Genomic DNA, 24,030 nt, shown 5'->3' with positions numbered 1-24,030 from the left:
TGTCCCACCTGCCGTGGGGTCCGAGGCGAGGGCTATGCGCTCTGTTTCCGCTGCCAGTCCCACCTGACCCGATCGGGCGGCGTGCTCGCGGACCTCGTGCTGCCGATTTCCTACTCGCCGCGTACCTGGCAGCACCATCACAACCTCCGCACCTACAAGGGTGCGGCCCGGTCCGAGCAGGCTCGGCGAAACCTGCTCGCCCTCCTCCTGTTCTTCCTACGCGACCACCTTGCCTGCGTGGCGGCTCGCACCGGCGCTCGGCCAACGCATGTCATCACCGTCCCCAGCACCCGAAACAGCATCAGCACGCATCCACTCACCGAGCTTGTCGGCAATCGACTCGGACTGCCCTGGATTGCCAGCACGGTTAATCCGAGCTATGGGCCCGACGACCACGACTTCCACGCCGACTGGTTTGCTCCGGCCCTGCCTGCGGCGAGCGCCCCGGTCCACGCACTGGTCCTTGAGGACACCTGGACAACGGGTGCCCGTGTGCAGTCGCTGGCCTACGCCCTCAAGGCCGCAGGTGCCACTACCGTGGCCGCGATCATTCTCGGCCGCCACGTGGATCCGACATACCCGCCGGCCAAGCGGCTGATGGACGCCATCGCCAGCCCGCTGTTCGACACCACTCGATGTGCGACGGACGCCGGCTGACGAGCTGGGCTCCGATGTGGGCGACGGTGAGCCGTTGATGCAGGTGTGCACCGAGCGGTCTGCCGATGTCGTAGGGAAACGCTACGGTCGCTGTCATGACTGGGCAGGGCGTGCTCGCCGTACCGGATGAGCGGACGATCCGCGACGAACTGCAACGGTTGGTCGTTGCCGATCTGCGCGGCCCCCTCAGCGGTCCGGCGGAGGAGTTTCCCACCAGGGAGAGCCCGTTGGACCGCTACATTCTCGGGCGGCTAGCACCCAACGGGGTGTCGGTGGATCCGGCCACTCAGGACGGTTTCGCCGACGCCACCGCGTTGGACGCGGCTGACGGCGGCACCGAACCGGCCGCACCGAGCGTGCCGAGCCTGGCGCCCTCCGCGCTCGGCTTCACCGCCAGCGTGCCGCTGTCGATTCCCGAGCTGTGGGTCACCGCGGCCTGGGGCAGCTACGACACCGCTGCCTCCGAGCGTGAGGAACACGCCGGCCGGCCGGTCTGGCGACGGCACCAACGCGGCGGCCTGGTCGTCGTGCCGCTGCGGGAAGGGCTGATTGAGCCCCGGTCGGTCGACGCGGCGCAGCCGAACGTCGTGGTGCGGGGTCGGGTGCGTTGCCTGAGGAGGGTCTGGCTGGTCTCGCTCTTCCTGGAGAACCGGGAGCGCAGCGATTCGTCGCGCCAGCCGAAGCGATGGATTTTCCAGGTCGAGCTGGCCGCCACCGGCCCGCAGGAGAGCGAGCCGGTCTTCGTGCCCCGGCCGGAGCAGGTCACCGGCGGAGACGACGCAGACCAGGCCGAACGGCACCGGCTGGCGATGGCCTACCGGTTCCACCCGGAGTTCGCGGTGGGGCACGGCACCGCCGTCCACGCCGAGCCGTCGCCCAGCGATCCCCAACGTGCCCATCGGGTACGCACCACGACCGTCCCGATACACGAGTTGCCCTTCACCGACGTGCCCAGCAGCGACCAGGACGACGACCTGCCCGAGTTGGCCGACGTCGAGTTGGACATGCGGCGTCTCGCCGAGCTGGCCGACGGCCCGGCCTCCGCCCTCACGGCGGCGTTGCAGCCCCTCGTTGCCGGCTATCGGGCGTGGATCGACCGCAACGAGGCGAGCGCCGGTGACCCCGCCCGGCGGCTCGACGGTTACCACCGACAGGTCCGCGAGGCGCTGCGCGACGCCTGGGAGGCGACCGACCGGATCGCCGCCGGCATCGAGCTGCTCACCGCTGCCGACCCGGCGGCCCGCCAGGCGTTCGGGTTCGCCAACCGGGCGATGTATCTACAACGTGTCCACAGTGTGGTCGCTGCCCGGCGGCGGGAGCACCCGAACCTCCCACTGGCGCAGGCGGTCGCCGATGCTGACCGGCCCGAGAACCACCGGTGGCGTCCGTTCCAGTTGGCCTTCGTCCTGATCAACCTGCCGGCCCTGGCTGACCCACGGCACCCGGAGCGAGGTGACGACGTCGAACGCGCCCTCGCCGATCTGCTCTGGTTCCCCACCGGTGGCGGTAAGACCGAGGCGTACCTCGGCCTGACCGCCTTCACCATCGCGATCCGCCGCCGCCAGCTCGACCTGGCCGGGATGACCGGCGGGGCCGGGCTCGCCGTGCTGATGCGGTACACCCTGCGGCTGCTCACCATCCAACAGTTCGAGCGGGCCGCGACCCTGATCTGTGCGGCGGAGTCCCTACGCCGGGCTGATCCGCACACGTGGGGGAGCACACCGATCCGGATCGGACTGTGGGTCGGTGGCCGGGTCACCCCGAACCGCACCCAGGACGCGAAGGACTGGCTGGACGAGCGTCGGCGGGGCCGGTCCACCCGGGGCATCGGCTCACCGCATCAGCTCACCAGTTGCCCCTGGTGCGGCACGAGGATCGAGCCGGGCCGGGACATCAAGGTGGATCGCGAACACTGGCGGACCTTGGTGCGCTGCTTCGATGTGGAGTGCCCGTTCAGTGAGGTGGGCAGCTTTCCGTTGGCCGGCGACGAGATCGGGCTGCCGGTGATCCTGGTTGACGAGGAGCTCTACCGCCATCCGCCGGCGTTGGTCATCGCCACGGTCGACAAGTTCGCCCAGTTGCCGTGGAAGGGCGAGACCGCCACGCTCTTCGGCCGCGTCGGCAAGCACTGTGACCAGCACGGCTTTCTCACCGAAGACCTCGAATCGACCGACTGGGAACGCAAGCGGCACCGGCCGGGCAACCGCGTCGTCCCCTGCGCGCGGCTGCGTCCGCCCGACCTCATCATCCAGGACGAGCTGCACCTGATCTCCGGGCCGCTCGGCTCGCTGGTCGGGCTGTACGAGACCGCAGTGGACCGGCTGGCCAGCTGGGAGCCGGTCCCCGGGCACTGGTCCCGGCCGAAAGTGATCGCCTCCACCGCCACCGTACGCCGTGCCCAGCAGCAGATCGGCGCCCTGTTCAACCGGCGTACCCGGGTCTTCCCGCCGTCGGGGCTGGATGCCGCGGACAGCTTCTTCGCCCGCCAGCGCGAGACCGAAAAACATCCTGGCCGGCGGTACGTCGGCATCTGCGCCCACGGCAACCGGCTGCGGTCGACCCTGATCCGGGTCTACGTCTCCGTGCTCGGCGCGGCGCAGAAACTCCACGAGACCTACGGCCGCAACCGGGTCACCGACCCCTACATGACCCTGGTCGGCTACTTCAACAGCCTGCGCGACCTGGGCGGCATGCGGCGGCTGGTCGAGGACGACGTCTCCAGCCGACTGATCCGCGCCGACGAACGCGGGCTCGCCCGACGGTACGACCCGTACTTGGAGGAACTGACCTCCCGGATGCCCTCGGACGCCATCCGGCCGCTGCTGGACCGGCTCGCGGTGCGCTTTGACAGCACCCGGGCCAAGGGTGCTCCCCGGCCGGTCGACGTGCTCCTCGCCACCAGCATGATCGCCGTCGGGGTCGACATCGCCCGGCTCGGCGTGATGGTGGTGGCCAACCAGCCGAAGTCCACCGCCGAGTACATCCAGGCGACGAGCCGGGTCGGCCGGCAGGCACCGGGCCTGGTGTTCACCGTCTACAACTGGGCCCGGCCGCGCGACCTGTCGCACTACGAGCGGTTCGACCACTTCCACGCCACGGTCTACCGGCAGGTCGAAGCCCTGTCGGTCACCCCGTTCGCCGAGCGGGCCATCGACCGAGGGCTGACCGGGGTGCTGGTGGCGCTGGTCCGCGATCTGGAGAGCACCTACAACGGCAACCTGCGGGCGCGGGAATTCGACCGGCACAGTCAGCTCGCCGACCACGTCGTGCGGTTCCTCAAGCGCCGCAGCGAGGTGGCCGCCGACAACACCGTTCGCCAGCGGGTGGAGGACGAGTTGGAGGCACGCCTGGACCTGTGGGCACGGGAACGGGCCCGGCCGGCCCGACGGCTGGCCTACGACAAGCCGTACCACAGCGACGACGTCGCCGGGCTGCTGCACCGCCCAGAGGAGGGCCGGTGGGCACAGACTACCTGCCCCACCTCGCTGCGCGACGTGGAGCCCGGCATCCAACTCCAGTTGCAGCTCGGTGCCGTGGTGGATGATCCACCGCCGTTCGTGCCGCCCGTTGGGGGCGGCACCGCCGGGGGGCCGACGTGAGCAGTCTGCAGCCCCGCAACCTGCGGGTCGGCGCGTTGCGCCCCAACCAACTGCTGCACACCTACGGCGTCGGCTCGGTCGCCGACCTGCCCAACCTGTCGGTGCTGACCCTCGGCTTGGCGCACTGGGATCTCACCCACTCGATGCCGGTCACCGAGGACCGGTTGTTGACGGCGGTCCGGCGCAGGCTCGGGAGCCAGGTGGAAAGCCTTCGGCTTCCGCCGCACCTGCCGGAGACCTCCGACCTGTTCGCCGACTGGACCCGAGTGGGCGTGCCGGTGGCGCTCTTTCCCACCTGGCTGCGCTGCTCGGACACCCGGTGCAACCGCCTTGCGCCGGCGGATTCCGGGCTGTTCGAGTTGTTGTCGTCGCCCTATCAGCCGGACCGGGCCCGCTACGTGCACAGTTGCCGGGGCAACGGCAACTCCCGTCCTACCGCAGTGCCGGCCCGCTTCGTGCTGGCCTGCGACAACGGTCACCTCGACGACTTCCCCTGGTCGTACGTCGCGCACGGTGGCGCGGACCCGGGTGCCGATCACTCGCTCACGCTCGCCGAACGCGGCAGCACCGGCGAGGCGGCCAACATCTTCATCTCCTGTGAGTGCAAAGCTTCCCGCCCGATGTCGGTGGCGATCGGTCTGCACGCCGAAAAAACCCTCCCCGCCTGCCGCGGACGCCACCCCCACCTCGGCACCTACGAGCCCTGCGACGCCCCCACCCGCACCCTCGCCTTGGGCGCCACCAACAGTTGGTTCGCCATGCAGCTGCGGGTCTTCAGCCTTCCCCGTTCCGAGCATCCGGTCGACCAGGTGGTCGCCAAATTCTGGTCATCAGAGCTGCACCTGCTTGCCGGCCTGGACGCGGAGACGGCAAAGAAGATCATGCAGACCCAGAGCTGCTGGATCGAATTGCGACCCTACGGTGCCGACCGGGTCTGGGCGGCGATCCAACGTCGCAGCAAGGCTGAGCCGGACGACGAATCCGACGACAGCGACGATCTGCGCAAGCCCGAGTGGCTGGCCTTCACCGCCGGCACCAGCACCGAGTTGCCCGACTTCACCACCCGACCGGAGCCGGTGCCGCACCAGCACCGCAGGTGGCTCCGCGAGGTGGTCCTCGTCCCTCGGTTGCGGGAGGTCTCCGCGCTGTACGGCTTCACCCGGATCGACGCCCCCGAGTGGGACGTGCTCGACACCCCCGACCAGCGGCGGGCACCGCTGACTCTCGGCAAGCCGACCTGGCTGCCCTGCGCTGAGATGCGAGGCGAAGGGATCTTCCTGCGGGTCGACGAGGAGGCCGTCGTCGAGTGGGAACACCGGCCAGAGGTCAAGCAACGCGAGAAGCTGCTGATTCGCGCCCATGATCTCTGGCGGGCGCAGCGCAAGCTGGCCCCGGAACAGTGGCCTGGTCTTCGCTACGTCCTGCTGCATACCTTCGCTCACGTGCTCATCCGTGAGCTTGCCCTGGAATGTGGATACAGCGCCGCCGGGATCGGAGAGCGGGTCTACGCCTGGCCCGGCGACACCCCATCCGCCGGGATACTCCTCTACACCGCGGCACCCGACAGCGAGGGCACCCTCGGCGGCCTCGTTTCCCTGGGGCGTACGGACCGGCTCGGTCAACTCGTCGAACGGGCCCTGGACGCCGCCCGGTTGTGCAGCTCTGATCCGCTCTGCGCCGAGCACGACCCGACCGTGCACGCCCGCCTGTCGGCCGCCGCCTGCCACGCCTGCCTCTTCGCCGCCGAGACGTCCTGCGAACGCGGCAACCACTACCTGGATCGGGCCCTGCTGGTCGACACACTCACCGACCCCGGCTCCGGATTCCTCGCCCGATGAACCACGAGCGGTTCACGGAGGTGATCACCGATATCGCCACCACGCTCCCGGCCGATCACGTCGCTGCCTGGGCCGCCGTGCTGCTGACCGTCGACACACCTGCCGACAGCGGGGTGGCCGCCGCGTTGATCGACGCCCGGCCCGGGTTCTCGGTCGGCACCCAAGCCGCACGACTGATCAAGAGCTGGCGAACCGACGCACGCGACCTGCCCGGTTCAGCGGTCGCTCTTGCCCTGCGCAGCGCCGCCCTCCTGCACCAGCGGCTGGCTGCGCGGCGTACCGAGCTGGCAGTCAGCGGGCCGACCAGCGCGGCCGTGCCGGTCCGGCTCACCAGCTCCGTGGTCGTGGAGGTCATCCGTGCGGCTCAAAGCAGACTGCTCGTGGCGAGCTTCGCCGCGTACGGGGTCGCCGAGGTGATCGCCGAGCTGCGGTCCGCAGCAGATCGGGGCGTACGCATCGATCTGATTCTGGAAAGCCCGGCCGAAGACGGCGGTGCCCTGCGGGGATCGGCCAGCGCCGCTGTCACCTTCGCGGCGCTCCGTAACCGCGCGACGTTCTGGCACTGGCCGGCCGCACGACGAGTCGCCAGTGGAAATCCGCACGCAGCCCTGCACGCGAAGCTTCTCGCCGCCGACAGCAAGGTCGCGCTGATCAGCAGCGCCAACCTCACCGACCGAGCACTGTCCCACAATATTGAGGTCGGCGTGTTTCTCCATGACCCAGAGGTGGTGCGAAAGCTCGTCGCGCACTTCCAGGCCCTTGTCGACTCCCGGACCGGCGTGTTGCAGCGACTCTTCTGAGTAGCCGGCGGCTCGACGAGGCCAGAGGAGATCCAGAATACCGACGATCGTCAGTGCGAACCTGATATCTGCTGCCCGGGCCTGGCGGAATGGTCAGTTGATGGGCAGGACCCGGGTGCCGGCGCCCTTCACCGAGCGGGTGAGGGTGCGGTCGCTCATCCAGAGGAAGCACCTCACCGACCGGTTGCCGCTGCGCCACTCGCCCTCGGCCGGGTGGTAGAAGATGGTGCCGACCCGGAACTGGAGGTTGCCGTCGTCCGGCACCTTCGCGTAGCGGGCGATGGCGCTGCGGCAACCACGATGGCTGCGCGCCGGGTTCGCCAGGAACTCCGACCAGCTGCTCTCCGGCGCCTGCCACAGACCGACGAACTCGGCCCGGTGCCGCGCGGTGCGCTCGACGGCGACCATCTCGATTACCTCGTCGCCCTCGGTGCGGGCATTGAAGCAGCCGTGCCCCAGCGGTGACGACCCGTCCAACGCGCCGGTCAGGCTGGCCGTGCGCCGCACCGGCACCGGGGTGTCGAGTCCGCGTAGCTCGTGCACGTCGCAGCGGAACCAGCGGGCGCCCCCGGACCACGCCTGCGGCGAGGGTAGGACGACGGTGAGTCCGATCCGGGCCGCGCGCCAGTCGCCGCCCAGGATCCGACGGGCCTGCCGGTCGCACTCGGCGAACGCGGCGCGCATCCCCTTGCTGCCGACCTCCGGTGGTCGAGCCCCGGTCACCTCGGCGAGGGCACCGACGTGCAGGGTCTCGGCCCGGTGCGGCTCGGCGCAGTCCACCGGGGCGTACGCGCTGAGGTAACCGATCTCCTGCGGCTGCCGGTGGCAGGTGCCGGAGTCGGGAGTGAAGGACGCGGGTACCGCCATCGACGCCCAGTCGTCGACGAGGTCACCGTCGGTGCCGGCCGGTCTGGTGCAGCCGGTGGCCGCCAACGCCACCACGGCACCCAGTGCGACTCCGGTCAACCATCGCCGCATCCCCGCCGACCTCCCGCTGCCGCCCGTCGAAGCGGCAGCATACGGTACCGGGATCGGGTGGTGCGGGGGACGTTCGCGCGCCGTGCTCACGTCACGGGCAGTCCCCGCGGGCCGACGCCGCGCATCGAGCCGGTGAGCTTGCGGTCGTCGCTCCACAGGATGCACCGCACCCCCCGGTCGCCCTCCTCCCACTCCCGCTGTGACGGCGGGTAGAAGATGGAACCGGCGCGGTAGGGCAGGTCGGCGTTGTTGGGCACGTCCGCGAAGGCGGCGATCAGCTCCATGCACCGCTTGTGGGCCTGGCCGGACGACCGGACGAACTGCTCCCAGCTCATGTCCTGCTCGACGTAGACGCCGACGAACTCGGCGCCGTGCGGCTCGGTGCAGAGCACCGGGGCCATGTAGTTGAGGCTGTCGCCGATGAGCTTCGGGTCGAAGCAACGGTGCACCAGCGGTGAGTCACCGATCAGTGCGCCGCGCAGGCTGCCGGTGCGGTTGACCGGCCGGGTGTTGTCGATGCTGTCGGTCTCGCTCAGGTCGCAGCGGAACCAGCGGGCACCACCGTTCCAGGCCGGCGCCGACGGTAGCGAGATGTTGAGCGTCAACCGGGCGGTGTGCCAGTCACCTCCGAGCACCAGGCGCGCCCGCTGGTCGCACTCCGCGCGGGCGGTACGCAGCGCCGCCGACTCCGGTTCCGGGCGTTCGCCCTCGGCGGCGGCGTCGGTGAACGTGCCGACGTGGACCGTCTCGGCGAGATGGTTGCGAGCGCAGTCCACGGTCTCGTAGGTGCCCGCCTGGACCACCGCGGTGATCCGGGGCAGACAGGCGTCGGTGGCCGGCACGAACATGGTCGGTGCCCGCAGTGTCTGCCAGTCGTCGGTGAGATCGCCGTCGGTTCCGCCCGGCCGCACGCAGCCGCTGAGCACCATCGCAGCCACACTGGCCAGCGCCAGTGCCGCGAGCCACCGTCGCATCGTCCGCCCTTTCCGGGAGCTGCCGCCCGGCTGCCGGCTCCCGCGCCCACCGGCCTGCACGATACGTCACCGTCCCCGATGGAGTGTTGCCGCGAATCGGTCGTCTGGCCAGTGGAAGCTGAGCTTCATTCCGTTTCATCGGTGCCGAGGGGGGTCATTCTGCACCATTGGTCACCTCCGGGTCACGGGGTGTCCCGGTTGCTGGCACGCTGCCGCGGCTGCTGGCCGCGTTCGTACACTGGCCCTGTGACCGTACCGCCGCCGATCGTCGCGCCCAGCATCCTCGCCGCCGATTTCTCCCGTCTCGCCGAGGAGGTCCGTGCCGTCGAGGACGCCGCGGACTGGTTGCACGTCGACGTCATGGACAACCACTTCGTGCCGAACCTGACCATCGGGCTGCCCGTGGTGCAGAGCCTGCGGGCCGCCACCAAGCTGCCCTTCGACGTACACCTGATGATCACCGACCCGAAGCGTTGGGCGCCCGGCTACGCCGACGCGGGGGCGTACAACGTCACCTTCCACGCCGAGGCCTGCGACGACCCGGTGGCGTTGGCCCGGGACCTACGGGCGGCCGGTGCCAAGGCGGGGCTGGCGATCGACCGGGACACCCCGATCGAGCCGTACCTCGACCTGCTGCCCAGCTTCGACACGCTGCTGGTCATGACCATCAAGGCCGGGTTCGGCGGGCAGCGCTTCCTCCCGCAGCTGTTGGACAAGGTCCGCACCGCGCGTCGCCACGTCGACGCCGGCCACCTGGAGCTGCGCATCGAGGTCGACGGCGGGATCGCCGCCGACACCATCGAGCAGGCGGCCGCGGCGGGGGCCGACGCCTTCGTGGCCGGCACCGCCGTCTACGGCGCCGACGACCCGGCCGAGGCGGTACGCCGGCTGCGCGGGCTGGCCGAGCGCGCGGCGGCCGGGGCCTGACGTGGACACCCCCGACGACGATCGCAAGGACGTGATCCTCGTCGTCGACGACGACGAGGACATCGCCCGCTTCGTCGAGTTCAACCTGCGTCTGCAGGGCTTCGACGTGATCCTCGCCGCCGACGGCCAGGAGGCGCTGGAGCTGATCGAACGCCAACGGCCGGACCTGGCCGTGGTCGACCTGATGATGCCCCGGGTGGACGGGCTGGAACTGACCCGACGCCTGCGCGCCGACCCGATGACCGCCGCCCTGCCGGTGATCATGTTGACGGCCAAGGGAATGACCCAGGACAAGGTCCACGGGCTCAACGCCGGCGCCGACGACTACCTGGTCAAGCCCTTCGACAACGCCGAGCTGGTCGCCCGGGTCAGCTCCACGCTGCGGCGCAACAAGGAGTTCCGGGAGGTCTCCCCGCTGACCGGCCTGCCGGGCAACAGCCGGATCCGCCGGGAGATCGCCGACCGGGTCCGTGGTGGCGCGGACTACGCCGTCGGCTACATCGACATCGACCGGTTCAAGAGCGTCAACGACCGGTACGGGTTCGTCCGGGGCGACGGGTTCATCTCGGCACTGGCCCGCAGCCTGCACCGGGCGGTGGTCGCGGTGGCCCTGCCGCCGGCCTTCCTCGGCCACGTCGGCGGTGACGATTTCGTCTTCGTGTGCACGCCGGAGCAGGTGCGGCCGCTCACCCTGCGGGTGTCGGCGGACTTCGAGAAGGCCGCGGACGCCCTCTACGATCCCACCGACCGGGAACGCGGCTACGTGGAGTTGAAGGACCGGCGCGGCAACATCCGCCGGGCGGCGCTGGTCACCCTCTCCATCGGGGTCGCGATCTCCGACACCGACAAGCGCATCACCGACCCGCTGGAGGCGATGACGGTCGCCTCCGAGATGAAGACCGTGGCGAAGAGCCAACCCGGCTCGTACGTGGCGGTGGATCGTCGTCGCGGTGTCGCCGACCCCGGTCACCGTCATGTGAAGTAGCTCGCCCGGGTGGCCCGGTGCCCCGCCGGGCGTGTAAGACTTTGCTCAGTACCCACCACGCGCTGGCGGGACTCGGTGTAATTCCGAACCGGCGGTGATCCACGGTCCGACCGTGGTAAGCCCGCGACCCGGGAGCGGTTCGTCCGCCCGGTGGACCTGGTGAGAATCCGGGGCCGACGGTTGGGGGCGGTTCGTCCGCGCCCAGACAGTCCGGATGGGAGACAGCGCGCGGGACGGAAGGGGGCCGTGTGGCTCGCCGGGCTCCGGCGTGCGCGCGTCCCGACCGGGGCGGCTGTGCCGTACCCGGACTCCGCCTGCCCGTGGCCACCTGGCCGAACTCCCTGCCCGCGCGTACGAGCGAGAGGGCAACGGCAGGCGATGGCGAGCGTCTCCGTGGACGAGGCGATGCGTCGGGCGATCGAACTCGCGGCGCGCGGGCTCGGCACCACAAGTCCCAATCCCGTCGTCGGCTGCGTGCTGCTCGACGCCGACGGCGAGGTGGTCGGCGAGGGCTTCCACGCGTACGCCGGGGGACCGCACGCGGAGATCGTCGCGCTGGCCCAGGCCGGCAAGCGGGCCAAGGGTGGCACGGCGGTGGTCACCCTGGAACCCTGCGACCACGTCGGCCGCACCAGCCCCTGTAGCACCGCGCTGGTCCAGGCGGGGGTGGCTCGGGTCGTCATCGCGGTGCCGGATCCCAACCCGGTCGCCACCGGCGGCGCGGCCACGTTGCGGTCCGCCGGCATCCGGGTCGACGTGGGAGTTCGCGAGGCCGAGGCGGAGGCCGGCAACGTGGCCTGGCTGACCACCATGCGCCGAGGCTGGCCGTACGTGATCTGGAAGTACGCGGCGACCCTCGACGGTCGTTCCGCGGCGGCCGACGGCACCAGCATGTGGATCACCTCCGAGGCCGCCCGGATGGACGTGCACGCGCTGCGCGCCACCGTCGACGCGGTGGTGGTCGGTGTCGGCACGGTCCTCGCCGACGATCCCCGGCTCACCGTGCGCAACCTGCGTGACGGCAGTCTGGCCATCCGGCAGCCGCTGCGCGTGGTGGTCGACTCGGCCGGGCGTACCCCTGGCGACGCCCGGGTCCGCGACGGCGCCGCCCGCACCTGGGTGGCCACCGCCGCCGAGGTGGGCACCGGCCCGGACGGCGGGGTGGACCTGCCGGCGCTGCTCGCCGCCCTGCGCACCCGTGGGGTACGGGCGGTGCTGCTGGAGGGCGGGCCCCGGCTCGCCGGGGCGTTCCTCGCCGCCGGCCTGGTCGACCGGGTGGTCGGCTACCTCGCACCCCGGCTGCTCGGTGCCGGGCCCGCCGCGCTCGTCGACGCGGGTGTGAGCACCATCGCTGAGGCGATCGACCTGGAACTCACCGACGTTACGCAGGTCGGTCCCGACCTGCGGATCACCGCGCTGCCCCGGAAGAGGGAGGGCTAGGCATGTTCACCGGCATCGTCGAGGAACTGGGCGAGGTCGTCGGGATGACCCCGACGGCGGAGGACTCGACCCTGGTAGCGGTCCGTGGCCCACTGGTCACCTCCGACGCACGGCACGGCGACTCGATCGCGGTCAACGGCGTCTGCCTGACCGTCGTCGACGTCGACGGCGGGGTGTTCACCGCCGACGTGATGGGCGAGACGCTGCGCCGCTCGGCGCTGGGCGCGCTGCGTACCGGCGACCGGGTCAACCTGGAGCGGGCCGCCGCGCTGGGCAGCCGCCTCGGCGGTCACCTGGTGCAGGGGCACGTCGACGGCGTGGGCGAGGTGCTCTCCCGCGAGCCGGCGGCGCGCTGGGAGACGGTCCGGTTCCGGTTGCCCGCCGGGCTGTCCCGCTACGTGGTGGAGAAGGGCTCGATCACCGTCGACGGGGTTTCGCTGACCGTCACCGAGGTGGGCGACGACTGGTTCGCCGTCGGCCTGATCCCCACCACCCTGTCGGCGACCACCCTCGGCACCCGGTCCGTCGGTGATCCGGTCAACCTGGAGGTGGACGTGCTGGGCAAGTACGTCGAGCGGCTGCTGGGCGCTCGCGCGGCCGACGGGGCGGAGGTGCCGGCATGACCTTCGCTGACATCGAGCAGGCCCTGGCCGAGATCGCCGCCGGCCGCCCGGTCGTGGTGGTCGACGACGCCGACCGGGAGAACGAGGGCGACCTGATCTTCGCGGCCGAGCTGGCCACCCCGGAACTGCTGGCCTTCACGGTGCGGCACACCTCGGGCTTCATCTGCGTACCGCTCACCGAGAGCGAGTGCGACCGGCTCGACCTGCCGCCCATGCACCACACCAACCAGGACCAGCGGCAGACCGCCTACACGGTGACCGTCGACGCCCGGGAAGGAGTCACCACCGGCATCTCGGCGGCCGACCGGGCACACACCATCCGGCTGCTCGCCGACCCGGCCACCGGCCCGACGGACCTGGCCCGCCCGGGGCACGTGGTGCCGCTGCGGGCCCGCTCGGGTGGGGTGCTGCGACGGCCCGGACACACCGAGGCGGCCGTGGACCTGACCCGGCTGGCCGGGCTGCGCCCGGCCGGGGTGCTCTGCGAGCTGGTCAACGACGACGGCACCATAATGCGGCTGCCGGACCTGGAGAAGTTCTGCGCCGAGCACTTGCTGACGCTTGTCACCATCGCGGATCTGATCGCCTACCGGCGGCGCACCGAGAAGCAGGTCGAGCTGGTCGCGGACGCCCGGATGCCCACCGAGCACGGGGTTTTCCGGGCCCTGGGCTACCGCAGCGAGTACGACTCGGCCGAGCACGTGGCGCTGGTCATGGGCGACATCGGCGACGGCCGTGACGTGCTGGTCCGGGTGCACTCGGAGTGCCTGACCGGTGACGTCTTCTCGTCGGTGCGCTGTGACTGCGGGCCGCAACTCAACGCCGCCCTGGACCGGGTGGCTCGCGAGGGGCGGGGCGTGGTCCTCTACGTGCGTGGTCACGAGGGGCGTGGCATCGGGCTGCTGCACAAGCTCCAGGCGTACCAGTTGCAGGACCAGGGCCGTGACACGGTGGACGCCAACCTCGACCTCGGCCTGCCGGCCGACGCGCGTGACTACGGTACCGGCGCGCAGATCCTCTACGACCTCGGGGTCCGCTCGATGCGGTTGTTGACAAACAACCCGGCCAAGCGGGCGGGGCTGGAGGGCTACGGCCTGACCATCACCGGCCGCGAGGGGCTGCCGGTGCGTCCGCACCCGGAAAACGTACGTTACCTACGGACCAAGCGGGACCGGATGGGGCACCTGCTCGACCAGCTGGACGAGGCCGCCGAAGCGCCGATGGGGCGTACGGTGCCCGGCACAGAGATCGGAGCGTAGGCGAGATGGCGGGTTTCGGGGAGCCGGGTTCGGCTCCGGTCGACGCGGCGGGGATGACCGTCGGTGTGGTCGCCGCGCGCTGGCACGGTGAGCTGACCGACCACATGCTCGACCGGGCGGTGGCCGCCGCGCAGGCGTGCGGTGCCCGGGCGGTGGTGGCCCGGGTGGCCGGCTCGGTGGAGCTGCCCGTGGTGGCGCAGGCGCTGGCCCGGCGCTGTGACGTGGTGGTCGCCCTCGGCGTGGTGGTACGCGGTGCCACCGCCCACTTCGACTACGTCTGCCGGTCGGTCACCGACGGGCTGACCCGGGTCGCCCTGGACGAGGGCAAGCCGGTCGCCCACGGCGTGCTGACCGTGGACAACATCGAGCAGGCCCGCGACCGGGCCGGCCTGCCCGGATCCGCCGAGGACAAGGGCTGGACGTCGACGGTGGCCGCCCTCGACGCCGCCCTGGCCATCCGCCAGGCGGCCGCCGCCCCCGCCCACCCCGTCGGCTTCACCTCCTGACCCACCGACCCCGCCCCCGTCCCACCCCCTGCCCGGTTGATCAAGAAGTTCGCGTCAAGAAATCGTGGCGTGCTCGGGCGACCGAAACTTCTTGATCAACACGTGGTGCGGCGGGTGGGGGGACGGGCGGGGGAGGGCACAGTCAGGTGAGGTTGGGGGCCTTGGCGGTCTGGGTGAGCCATTGCTGTTCGAGTTCTTCGAGGACGCCGTCGCTGGCGAGACGTCCGACCGCCGCGCTGACGCAGCCGGCGAGCGGCGAGTCCTTCGCCAGCAGCAGTCCGAACGCCTCCGGGCTGCCCACCTGGGGGAGCTGCCCGACGATCACCGCGTCGTCGATCTTCCCGCCGGTGAGGTCGAACGCGGTGGGCAGGTCCACCACCAGGCCGTCGATCCGCCCGCTGCGCAACGCCTTCGCGGCCTCGTCGCGGGATTTGTAGGTCCGCGGTTCGGAGCTCGGCCGCAGCAGGTCGGTGATGGCCTGGTGGCTGGTCGTATCGGCCTGCGCGCCGAGTCGGGCGTCACGCAGCTCGGCCAGCGCCTTCCGGTCGGCGATCTTGGAGGACTCCAGCGCGACCACCGCCTGCCGGACCAGGTGGTACGGCGCGGAGAAGTCGACCGCCTGCTTGTGCTCCTCGGTCATCGAGTACCTGTCGATGCCGAAGTCGAAGGTCTTCGGCCCGGGGGCGACGGCGGCGTCGGACGCCACCCGTGTCCAGGTGACGTCGTCGCGGGCGTAGCCGAGCTGCTCCGCCACCGCGTAGGCGACGGCGGACTCGAAACCCTTACCGTTCGCCGGCTTGTCGTCGACGAACCACGGCTCGTCGGCCGGCTCGCCGGTGGCGATGGTGAGCTTGCCCGGCGTCTGGGTGGGCAGGCTGTCCTTGACGCAGGCCATCGACACGGTCGGCATGGGCGCGGGCTGGGCCTGCGGCGTGCAGGCACTGGCCGCGAGCAGGACGGCCGCCGCGGAGGCGAACGCGAGGGTACGCGGGGTGGTGACCATGGCGGACAGCGTACGACCAACATAGGCGAAGATCGAAGGGTTGTCCCACCGCCCCGGTCGGTGTGCCTCCCGTCCACCGGTCACCACCGACCCGGTGCTCGGGCCCACCCTCGGCGACTGCGAGAATCCGTCTCCGTGAAGACGTTCGAGGAGTTGTTCGCGGAGTTGCAGGCCAAGGCCGCGGCCGGCACCCCCGGCTCGGGCACGGTCGCCGCACTGGAGAAGGGCGTGCACTTCATCGGCAAGAAGGTCGTCGAGGAGGCCGCCGAGTCGTGGATGGCCGCCGAGCACGAGGGGCCCGAGCGCACCGCCGAGGAGATCTCCCAGCTGCTCTACCAGGTCCAGGTGCTGATGCTCGCCAGCGGTCTCGACCTCAAGGACGTCTACCGACATCTGTGAGTGCCCCCACCGTCGACCCGAAACCGATCGAAGGAGCACTCCGTCATGCTGCGTGTCGCCGTACCCAACAAGGGCGCCCTGGCCGATTCGGCCGCTCAGATGCTGCGCGAGGCGGGCTACCGCCAGCGCACCGACACCAAGGACCTGGTCTGCCGCGACCAGGCAAACGACATCGAATTCTTCTACCTGCGGCCGAAGGACATCGCCACCTACGTCGGCTCCGGTGACCTGGACGTCGGCATCACCGGCCGGGACCTGCTCATCGACTCTGGCGCGCCGGCCGAGGAGGTGGTCGACCTGAACTTCGGCCGGGCCACCTTCCGGTTCGCCGCCCGTCCGGACGACATCGCCGACGTACGGGAGCTGGGCGGGCACCGGATCGCCACCGCGTACCCGGGGCTGGTCGAGCGGCACCTCGCCGAGTTGGGCGTCAAGGCCGACGTCATCCGGCTCGACGGTGCGGTGGAGAACGCCATCCGGCTGGGCGTGGCCGACGTGGTCGCCGACGTGGTCGAGACCGGCGCCACGCTGCGCCAGGCCGGCCTGGTGGTCTTCGGTGAGCCCCTGCTGAAGTCCTCGGCGGTGCTGGTCCGCCGCACCGGCGCGGCCCCGCACCCGCAGGCCGAGCAGCTGATGCGCCGGCTGCACGGGGTGCTGGTGGCCCGTCGCTACGTGATGCTCGCCTACGACGTGCCGGCCGGGCTGCTGGATCGGGCCAGCTCGCTCACCCCGGGTATCGAGTCACCGACGGTCTCCCCGTTGCACCGGGAGGGTTGGGTGGCGGTGCAGGCGATGGTGCTCCGCGACGACGTGCACCGGATCATGGACGAACTCTACGAACTGGGAGCCCGGGCGATCCTGGTCACCAACATCCACGCCTGCCGGCTGTGAGGGCCTGCCGGGCCGGTAGGTCCCGGCCCTGTGTGGCGCCGGATGCCCGGGTACGGTCGGATGGCAGACTGGTGGGGTGAGTGAAACCGACGTGGTCCGGGTGCGACCCCGGCGGATCCGGCTGGTCTGCTGGGTGTCGGCCGTCCTGCTGGTCGTGGTCTTCGCCCTGGTCGCCACCACGCTGACCGGCCCCACCGGCAACGGGTACGGCACCTTCCAGCGCGGCGACCAGCTGGCCATGATCGGGCTCGGGGTCATGTTCGCCCTGGGCACTCTGCTGTTCACCCGACCCCGGGTCGAGGCGGACGTGCGGGGAGTGCGGGTCCGCAACATCATCGGCTCGTACGAGCTACCCTGGGAGGTCGTCCGCGGCGTCCGGTTCGACCGCGGGGCCCCCTGGGCGGCCCTGGAGCTCTACGACGACGACCTGCTGCCGGTGGTCGCCCTCCAGGCCGCCGACAAGCAGCTCGCCGTCGACGGCGTGCGCGCCCTGCGCCGCCTGCACCAGGCGCACCTGACCGCCGTCGCAGAGCGCGCGGCCCGCTGATCCGTTCGCTGCGTCCGCTCGGGCCCGCCGGCTCGGTTTGAGGTCCCGGTTGCCGAGGGTGTAGTGTTGTGGAGTCGACCATGCTGTCCTGAGCGTCAGGACGGCTGTGAAAGCGGAGCGCCTGCTCCCACCCGAGTCGCCGCCTGTGGCGTCCGGGTCCGGTCACCGGTTCCGGGCACGTCCCGGCACCGGATGCGCGTTCCTGTGATCGTGCCGACCGGTCGAGCGGGCCCTGGCATACGCCGGGGCCTTCTACTTTCCGGGCCGGTTCCCACCGGGAGCCGCCGGGTCGGCCACGCATGAAGATCCGACTCGAGGAGGCCCCATCAGCGTCGAACCACGCGTGAACGAGCAGATCCGGGCACGTGAGGTCCGACTGGTCGGCCCCGAGGGTGAGCAGGTGGGCATCGTCCCACTGGAGCGCGCCCTTCAGCTGGCCGCGGACGTCGATCTGGACCTGGTCGAGGTTGCGCCGATGGCGCGCCCGCCGGTGTGCAAGCTCATGGACTTCGGCAAGTTCAAGTACGAGAGCGCACTGAAGGCGCGCGAAGCGCGGCGTAACCAGCAGCAGACCGTCATCAAGGAGATGAAGCTCCGGCCGAAGATCGATCCGCACGACTACGAGACCAAGAAGGGTCACGTGGTGCGGTTCCTCAAGGCCGGTGACAAGGTCAAGGTGACGATCATGTTCCGCGGTCGCGAGCAGAGCCGCCCGGAGCTGGGCTACCGGCTCCTGCGCCGGCTCGAGTCCGAGATCACGGAACTGGGATACGTGGAGTCCGCTCCGAAGCAGGACGGCCGAAACATGATCATGGTTCTCGCTCCGCACCGGGCCGTGAAGGCCTCCGCGGTCGCCGCCACGGCGTCCCGTGGTGGACCCCGGGAGCGGACCGCGGAGGAGCCCGCCACCGCCGCGGCCGCCGAACCTGCGGTGACCAGTGAGAGCGCAGCAGCCGGTGATACCGGCGCGACCGCTGACACCAGCGGTCAGTAACAGGGGAGAAGACGTTCCACATGCCGAAGATGAAGAGCCACACGGGGATGGGCAAGCGGGTCCGCGTGACCGGCAAGGGCAAGATCACGAAGCAGCAGGCCGGTCTGCGTCACAACCTCGAGAAGAAGCCCTCCACCCGCACCCGCCGGCTGACGGGCGTGGTCGAGGTGGCCAAGGCTGACGTCAAGCGCATCAAGAAGCTGCTCGGCCGCTGACGCGCGCCACCTGAATCCAAGAAGGAGTTGAGATGGCACGCGTCAAGCGGGCTGTTAACGCCCAGAAGAAGCGCCGTACCCTGCTGGAGACCGCGAGCGGATACCGCGGTCAGCGCTCCCGGCTGTACCGCAAGGCCAAGGAGCAGGTGCTGCACTCGATGCAGTACGCCTACCGGGACCGTCGCGACCGCAAGGGCGACTTCCGGCAGCTGTGGATCCAGCGGATCAACGCGGGTGCCCGCGCCAACGGGATGACCTACAACCGGCTGATCCAGGGCCTGCGCTTGGCCGGCATCGAGGTCGACCGCAAGATCCTGGCTGACCTGGCCGTCAACGACGCCGCCGCGTTCGCGGCGATCGTCGAGCTGGCCCGGGCCGCCGTGCAGGCCGAGGGCACCGGCGGCGCGCCCGCCCAGGCCGCCTGAGTCCCACCCAGCGCAGCGAGGCGTCCCTCGGCAACGGGGGACGCCTCGCGCGTGCGGCCGAGACCATGCTCTTCACACCGCGTACGCCCCGGGTGGTGGCCGCGCGCCGACTTCAGCGTCGCCGCGACCGCGACGCCTCGGGTCGGTTCCTCGCCGAGGGGCCGCAGGCGGTCCGGGAGGCCCTGAGCCGACCCGGCACCGTGCTGGAGCTGTTCGGCACCCCGGCCGCCCTCGACCGGTACGCCGACCTGGCGGCGAGCGCCGCCGGCGGCGACGTGCCCGTCTCCGAGGTGACCGACGAGGCGCTGGCCGCGCTCGCCGAGACCGTCGCCCCGCAGGGGCTGGTCGCCGTCTGCCGGCACCTCGACGTGTCCCTTCAGGTCGCGTTGTCGCGCGGCCCCCGGCTGGTGGCCGTGCTCGCGGGCATCCGTGACCCGGGCAACGCCGGCACGGTGCTGCGGACCGCCGACGCGGCCGGCGCCACCGCGGTGGTCTTCGCGGGTGACGCCGTCGACCCGTACAACGGCAAGTGCGTCAGGTCGTCGGCCGGCAGCCTGTTCCACGTGGACGTGGTGCGCGAACGCGACCCGGCCGCGACGCTCACCGCCGCCCGGGCCGCCGGGCTGACGGTGCTCGCCGCCACCGGCCACGGCGAATCTGATCTCGACGAGCTGGTCGACGCCGGCCGGCTGGCGGCACCGACCGCCTGGCTTTTCGGCTCCGAGGCGCACGGCCTGCCCGTCGAGCTGGCCGAGGCCGCCGACGCCCGGGTCCGGGTGCCGCTGCACGGGCGGGCCGAGAGCCTCAACCTGGCTGCGGCGGCGGCCGTCTGCCTGTACGCTTCGGCCAGAGCACAGCGCTGACCCGAGGTCACGCGCGCATGACGGAGGAGACGCGGCCCCCATGGTGAACGCACCACGGCGTTCGTTTAGCCAGCCCGCCGGTGTCGGCGGGCGGCGGGCCTGACCTGCTCTCCACACGACTCCCACCGGCGGGCTGCGGCACAGCCGCGCGTCCGTAGACTCGCCTAGCCGCCCGCGAGGGCCGGCGCCGTCGTGAGGGAGTGCCCGTACGCCATGACTTACCGCAACGATCCGTACGACCCGAAGCAGGTCGCCCTGCTGGACCCGGCCGCGCTGGCCGAGGCCGTGACCGAGGCCGAGAAGGCGTTCGCCGCCGCCGGTGACCCGGACGCGCTGGCCGCGGTGCGCCCGGCGCACCTGGGCGACCGGGCCCCGGTCTCGCTGGCCCGCCGCGAGATCGGCGCGCTGCCGCCGGCCGCCAAGGCCGACGCCGGCAAGCGGGTCAACGAGGCCCGCCGGGCCATCGAGCAGGCGCACGCCGCCCGGGCCGAGGTGCTGGAGCGCGAGCAGGCCGAGCGGGTCCTGGTCGCCGAACGAGTCGACGTGACGCTGCCGTACGACCGGCACCCGCGTGGCTCCCGACACCCGATCACGCTGCTGATGGAGCAGATCAGCGACCTGTTCATCGGGATGGGCTACGAGGTGGCCGAGGGCCCCGAGGTCGAGCTGGAGTGGACCAACTTCGACGCGCTGAACATCCCCGCCGACCACCCCGCCCGGGGACTGATGGACACCTTCCACATCGCACCGGAGGGTTCCGGTCTGGTGCTGCGTACGCACACCTCACCGGTGCAGGCACGCACAATGCTCAGCCGCACCCCACCGATCTACGTGGTCGTGCCCGGCCGGGTCTACCGCACCGACGAGTTGGACGCCACCCACTCCCCGGTCTTCTACCAGGTGGAGGGTCTGGTGGTGGACAAGGGCATCACGATGGCGCACCTGCGGGGCACCCTCGACCACTTCGCCCGGGCGATGTTCGGCGCGGGCGCGAAGACCCGGTTCCGGCCGCACTACTTCCCGTTCACCGAGCCGTCGGCGGAGTTCGACGTGTGGTTCCCGGAGCACCGCAAGGGGCCACAGTGGGTCGAGTGGGGTGGCTGCGGCATGGTCAACCCGCGGGTGCTGCGGGCCTGCGGCATCGACCCGGAGGTCTACTCCGGCTTCGCCTTCGGCATGGGCATCGACCGGACCGTGATGTTCCGGCACGGGGTGGGCGACATGCGGGACCTGGTCGAGGGCGACGTCCGGTTCACCCGGGCGTTCGGCCACGGGGCTTAGTGCGGGCGCGAGTTACGGAGACGGTGGTTACACATCATGCGAGTTTCTCTCAGTTGGCTGCGGGAGTACGTCGACGTACCCGACCTGCCCGTCGACGAGCTGGAGCGGGCCCTGGTCGACCTCGGCATCGAGGTCGAGTCCATCGTGGACCTGTCCGGCACGGTCACCGGGCAACTGGTGGTCGGCGAGGTCCTGGAGATCGAGGAGCTGACCGGCTTCAAGAAGCCGATCCGGTTCTGCCTGGTGAACGTGGGCGCCGCCAACGGCACCGGCGAGCCGCAGGAGATCGTCTGCGGTGCCCGCAACTTCGCCCCGGGTGACCGGGTCGTGGTGATCCTGCCCGGCGGGGTGCTGCCGGGTGGCTTCGCCATCGGTGCCCGCCGCACGTACGGGCGCAACTCCAACGGCATGATCTGCTCGGCCCGGGAACTGGGCCTGGGCGACGACCACTCCGGCATCCTGGTGCTGCCCGAGCACGTGGTGGCGGAGCCCGGCGACGACGCTCGGCCGGTGGTCGGCCTCGACGACGTCATCGTCGAGGTGGAGATCACCCCGGACCGGGGCTACCAGATGTCGCTGCGTGGGCTCGCCCGCGAACTGGCGCACGCCCTCGGCCTCGACTACTCCGACCGGGGCCGGATGCCCGCGACGCCCGGCACGGCCGTGCCGGCGTACCCGGTCGAGGTGCGCGACCCGGTCGGCTGCGACCGGTTCGCGGCCCGGCTGGTGCGCGGCGTCGACCCGGCGGCGCAGACCCCGGACTGGATGCGGCAGCGGCTGACCATCGCCGGCGTCCGCAGCATCTCGTTGCCGGTGGACATCACCAACTACGTGATGCTCGAACTCGGCCAGCCGATGCACGCCTTCGACGCCGACCGGATCGCCGGCCCGCTCGTGGTGCGCCGGGCGGTGCCGGGGGAGAAACTGACCACGCTCGACGGGGTGACCCGCGCCCTCGCCCCCGAGGACATGGTCATCTGCGACGCCGGGCTGCCGAACCCGGTCGCCGCCGAGGGTGACGGCATGCCGATCTCACTCGCCGCCGTGATGGGCGGCGAGACCAGCGAGGTGCTGCCGGGCACCGTCAACGTGCTCTTCGAGGCCGCGCACTGGGACCCGGCGATGGTGGGCCGCACCGCGCGGCGGCACAAGCTGTTCAGCGAGGCGGCGAAGCGTTGGGAGCGTGGGGTCGACCCGGCGCTGCCGCTGGTCGCGCTGGACCGGGCGGTCGGGCTGCTCACCTCGTACGCGGGCGGCGCCGCCAGCGAGGAGGTGCTGGACCTCAACCACGTCCGGCCGCGTACCCCGGTCATCCTGCCGGCCGACCTGCCCAGCCGGCGGGTTGGTGTGGACTACCCGCCGGCCCGGGTGGTCGCGCTGCTGGAGCAGGTCGGCTGCACCGTGGCGCGCGGCACCGACCGGCTGGCCGAGGAACCGGGTTCGGTGGCGGTGGCCGCCGGAGACGGTGAGGCGCTGAGCGTCACCCCGCCGACCTGGCGGCCCGACCTGACCGATCCGGCGGATCTGGTCGAGGAGGTGGTCCGCCTCGACGGGTACGACAAGGTGCCGTCGGTGCTGCCGACCGCGCCGCCCGGCCGGGGCCTGACCTGGCAGCAGCGACGTCACCGGGCGGTGTCCCGTTCCCTGGCCGAGCGCGGCTACGTCGAGGTGCTGGCGCACCCGTTCGTCGCCACGGAGCTGGCCGACCAGCTCGGCCTGGCCGCCGACGACCCGCGTCGCCGGGCGGTGCGGCTGGCCAACCCGCTGTCGGAGGAGGAGCCGCTGCTGCGCACCACGCTGCTCGGTCCGCTGCTCGGTATCGTCCGGCGCAACCTCGGCCGGGGCCTGCGGGACCTGTCCCTCTACGAGATCGGCACGGTCTTCCAGCCCCGGGTGGACGCCGGCAGCCCGCCGGAGATGGGCGTCGACCGCCGTCCCACCGACGCGGAGTTCGCCGCCGCCGACGCGGTGGTGCCGTGCCAGCCCCGGCACGTCGCCGTCGTGCTGACCGGCGAGGTCGAGCCGGCCGGCTGGTGGGGCGGCGGGCGGGCGGCCGGCTGGGCGGACGCCGTCGAGGCGGGCCGCGCGGTGCTCACCGCCGCCGGGATACCCGACCAGCGCGTCGAGGTGCGCTCGGCCGAGTACGCCCCCTGGCACCCGGGCCGCTGCGCGGAGCTGCTGGTCGACGGCGCGGTCGTCGGCCACGCCGGTGAGCTGCACCCGCAGGTCGTAGCGACGCTCGAACTGCCGAGGCGGACCTGCGCCATGGAGCTGGACCTGGACGCTCTGCCGGCACCTGCGGTGACGGCCGCGCCCGCTGTCTCCGGCTACCCGCCGGCGCTGATCGACGTGGCGCTGGTGGTGGCCGAGTCGGTACCGGCGGCGCAGGTTCGCCAGGCACTCGTCGAGGGTGCCGGCGAGCTGCTGGAGTCGGTCAGCCTGTTCGACGTCTACGCCTCGGAGCAGCTCGGTGCCGGACGCAAGTCGCTGGCCTACAAGCTGACCTTCCGAGCGCCGGACCGCACGTTGACGGTCGAGGAGGCGGTGGCCGCCCGCGACGCCGCCGTCGCCCGCGCCGCCGAACGCTGCGGCGCCACCCTCCGCGGCGCCTGACCGGTGGGCAAGGGCCCCTTCCCTGCGCCTCGTGCGGGGAAGGGGCCCTTGCTCACTCCGGGAGTGGGAGCGTGTGCGATCGGTGACGGCGGCAAGGGGCTTGGTGTGTGATCGACCGAAAGGTCAACACCGATGGCTGTTTGGTTACCCGCGAGTCACGTCTGAGGGGTTAGCCTGCTGTATCCCGACGACCCTGGGATCACACCCGCCACC

Annotated in this window: 22 protein-coding genes; 19 read left to right on the top strand and 3 right to left on the bottom strand. The window is 71.5% G+C overall.

The genetic code is table 11. The features are described 5' to 3' along the window. The first annotated feature begins 81 nt into the window (after window positions 1–81). The 4 genes from O3597_RS14690 (at window position 82) to drmC (ending at window position 6,894) form a co-directional block, all read left to right on the top strand. A complete protein-coding gene (locus O3597_RS14690) occupies window positions 82–657 on the top strand; it encodes a hypothetical protein (protein ID WP_281601486.1) in 576 nt (191 codons plus the stop codon). Window positions 658–752: 95 nt separating this feature from the next. Next, window positions 753–4,256 carry a DISARM system helicase DrmA gene (gene drmA / locus O3597_RS14685; RefSeq protein ID WP_281601485.1) on the top strand — a complete coding sequence of 1,168 codons (3,504 nt, stop codon included), beginning with the start codon at window positions 753–755 and terminating at the stop codon, window positions 4,254–4,256. Continuing rightward, complete coding sequence (locus tag O3597_RS14680) at window positions 4,253–6,094, top strand: DUF1998 domain-containing protein (protein ID WP_281601484.1); 1,842 nt, start codon at window positions 4,253–4,255, stop codon at window positions 6,092–6,094. The genes drmA and O3597_RS14680 overlap by 4 nt, the downstream gene beginning before the upstream one ends. Beyond that, window positions 6,091–6,894: a DISARM system phospholipase D-like protein DrmC gene (drmC, locus tag O3597_RS14675; protein ID WP_281601483.1), complete on the top strand. Its 804-nt coding sequence runs from the start codon at window positions 6,091–6,093 to the stop codon at window positions 6,892–6,894. Before O3597_RS14680 ends, drmC begins: the two co-directional genes overlap by 4 nt. Before the next feature lie 93 nt (window positions 6,895–6,987). On the opposite strand, the gene O3597_RS14670 is transcribed toward drmC, so the two are convergent. Both O3597_RS14670 and O3597_RS14665 read right to left on the bottom strand, forming a co-directional pair. Then, window positions 6,988–7,872 carry a septum formation family protein gene (locus tag O3597_RS14670; protein WP_281601482.1) on the bottom strand — a complete coding sequence of 295 codons (885 nt, stop codon included), beginning with the start codon at window positions 7,870–7,872 and terminating at the stop codon, window positions 6,988–6,990. A gap of 86 nt (window positions 7,873–7,958) precedes the next feature. Continuing rightward, entirely contained in the window at window positions 7,959–8,846 is an 888-nt protein-coding gene (locus O3597_RS14665; RefSeq protein ID WP_281601481.1) for a septum formation family protein, read from the bottom strand. Between the two features lie 246 nt (window positions 8,847–9,092). Here O3597_RS14665 and rpe point away from each other — a divergent pair, with 246 nt between their 5' ends. The 6 genes from rpe to ribH all read left to right on the top strand — a co-directional run bounded on the left by rpe (window position 9,093) and on the right by ribH (window position 14,586). Further along, window positions 9,093–9,773 (top strand): ribulose-phosphate 3-epimerase, encoded by a 681-nt coding sequence (gene rpe, locus O3597_RS14660; protein WP_093404294.1) that lies wholly within the window; start codon window positions 9,093–9,095, stop codon window positions 9,771–9,773. A 1-nt stretch (window position 9,774) separates the two neighbouring features. Further along, window positions 9,775–10,758, top strand: a complete 984-nt coding sequence (locus tag O3597_RS14655) for a response regulator (RefSeq protein ID WP_164445154.1) — start codon at window positions 9,775–9,777, stop codon at window positions 10,756–10,758. A gap of 378 nt (window positions 10,759–11,136) precedes the next feature. Further along, complete coding sequence (gene ribD, locus O3597_RS14650) at window positions 11,137–12,198, top strand: bifunctional diaminohydroxyphosphoribosylaminopyrimidine deaminase/5-amino-6-(5-phosphoribosylamino)uracil reductase RibD (protein WP_164445153.1); 1,062 nt, start codon at window positions 11,137–11,139, stop codon at window positions 12,196–12,198. A 2-nt stretch (window positions 12,199–12,200) separates the two neighbouring features. After that, on the top strand, window positions 12,201–12,821 hold the full coding sequence (locus O3597_RS14645; RefSeq protein ID WP_164445152.1) for a riboflavin synthase: 621 nt from the start codon (window positions 12,201–12,203) through the stop codon (window positions 12,819–12,821). After that, the gene (locus tag O3597_RS14640) at window positions 12,818–14,080 is read left to right on the top strand and encodes a bifunctional 3,4-dihydroxy-2-butanone-4-phosphate synthase/GTP cyclohydrolase II (protein ID WP_164445151.1); all 1,263 of its coding nucleotides are present in this window, start codon (window positions 12,818–12,820) and stop codon (window positions 14,078–14,080) included. Before O3597_RS14645 ends, O3597_RS14640 begins: the two co-directional genes overlap by 4 nt. Window positions 14,081–14,085: 5 nt before the next feature. After that, complete coding sequence (ribH, locus tag O3597_RS14635; RefSeq protein WP_164445150.1) at window positions 14,086–14,586, top strand: 6,7-dimethyl-8-ribityllumazine synthase; 501 nt, start codon at window positions 14,086–14,088, stop codon at window positions 14,584–14,586. A gap of 142 nt (window positions 14,587–14,728) precedes the next feature. On the opposite strand, the gene O3597_RS14630 is transcribed toward ribH, so the two are convergent. After that, window positions 14,729–15,589, bottom strand: a complete 861-nt coding sequence (locus O3597_RS14630; RefSeq protein ID WP_164445149.1) for an ABC transporter substrate-binding protein — start codon at window positions 15,587–15,589, stop codon at window positions 14,729–14,731. Window positions 15,590–15,706: 117 nt separating this feature from the next. On the opposite strand from O3597_RS14630, the gene O3597_RS14625 reads away from it, so the two are divergent. From O3597_RS14625 to pheT, 9 genes are all read left to right on the top strand, one after another. Further along, entirely contained in the window at window positions 15,707–15,988 is a 282-nt protein-coding gene (locus O3597_RS14625) for a phosphoribosyl-ATP diphosphatase (RefSeq protein ID WP_166457935.1), read from the top strand. 45 nt (window positions 15,989–16,033) lie between these two features. Beyond that, entirely contained in the window at window positions 16,034–16,879 is an 846-nt protein-coding gene (gene hisG, locus O3597_RS14620) for an ATP phosphoribosyltransferase (protein WP_164445148.1), read from the top strand. Window positions 16,880–16,955: 76 nt separating this feature from the next. Then, window positions 16,956–17,426, top strand: coding sequence for a PH domain-containing protein (locus tag O3597_RS14615; protein ID WP_216592517.1), 471 nt, complete (start codon window positions 16,956–16,958; stop codon window positions 17,424–17,426). A gap of 343 nt (window positions 17,427–17,769) precedes the next feature. Further along, window positions 17,770–18,420, top strand: coding sequence for a translation initiation factor IF-3 (infC, locus tag O3597_RS14610; RefSeq protein ID WP_164445147.1), 651 nt, complete (start codon window positions 17,770–17,772; stop codon window positions 18,418–18,420). 20 nt (window positions 18,421–18,440) lie between these two features. Further along, window positions 18,441–18,635, top strand: a complete 195-nt coding sequence (gene rpmI / locus O3597_RS14605) for a 50S ribosomal protein L35 (protein WP_093404274.1) — start codon at window positions 18,441–18,443, stop codon at window positions 18,633–18,635. Window positions 18,636–18,667: 32 nt separating this feature from the next. Beyond that, window positions 18,668–19,060 carry a 50S ribosomal protein L20 gene (gene rplT / locus O3597_RS14600; protein WP_093404272.1) on the top strand — a complete coding sequence of 131 codons (393 nt, stop codon included), beginning with the start codon at window positions 18,668–18,670 and terminating at the stop codon, window positions 19,058–19,060. Between the two features lie 65 nt (window positions 19,061–19,125). After that, window positions 19,126–19,923, top strand: a complete 798-nt coding sequence (locus tag O3597_RS14595) for an RNA methyltransferase (RefSeq protein WP_281601480.1) — start codon at window positions 19,126–19,128, stop codon at window positions 19,921–19,923. A gap of 213 nt (window positions 19,924–20,136) precedes the next feature. Continuing rightward, window positions 20,137–21,204, top strand: coding sequence for a phenylalanine--tRNA ligase subunit alpha (gene pheS / locus O3597_RS14590; RefSeq protein WP_281601479.1), 1,068 nt, complete (start codon window positions 20,137–20,139; stop codon window positions 21,202–21,204). 36 nt (window positions 21,205–21,240) lie between these two features. Further along, on the top strand, window positions 21,241–23,817 hold the full coding sequence (gene pheT / locus O3597_RS14585) for a phenylalanine--tRNA ligase subunit beta (protein ID WP_281601478.1): 2,577 nt from the start codon (window positions 21,241–21,243) through the stop codon (window positions 23,815–23,817). Window positions 23,818–24,030: the final 213 nt, after the last annotated feature.

It is taken from the genome of Verrucosispora sp. WMMA2044 (genome assembly GCF_027497155.1).
GTDB lineage: Bacteria > Actinomycetota > Actinomycetes > Mycobacteriales > Micromonosporaceae > Micromonospora > Micromonospora palythoicola.
Note: the sequence above shows the minus strand (reverse complement) of the source record. Positions and strands in the feature narration are given on the sequence as shown.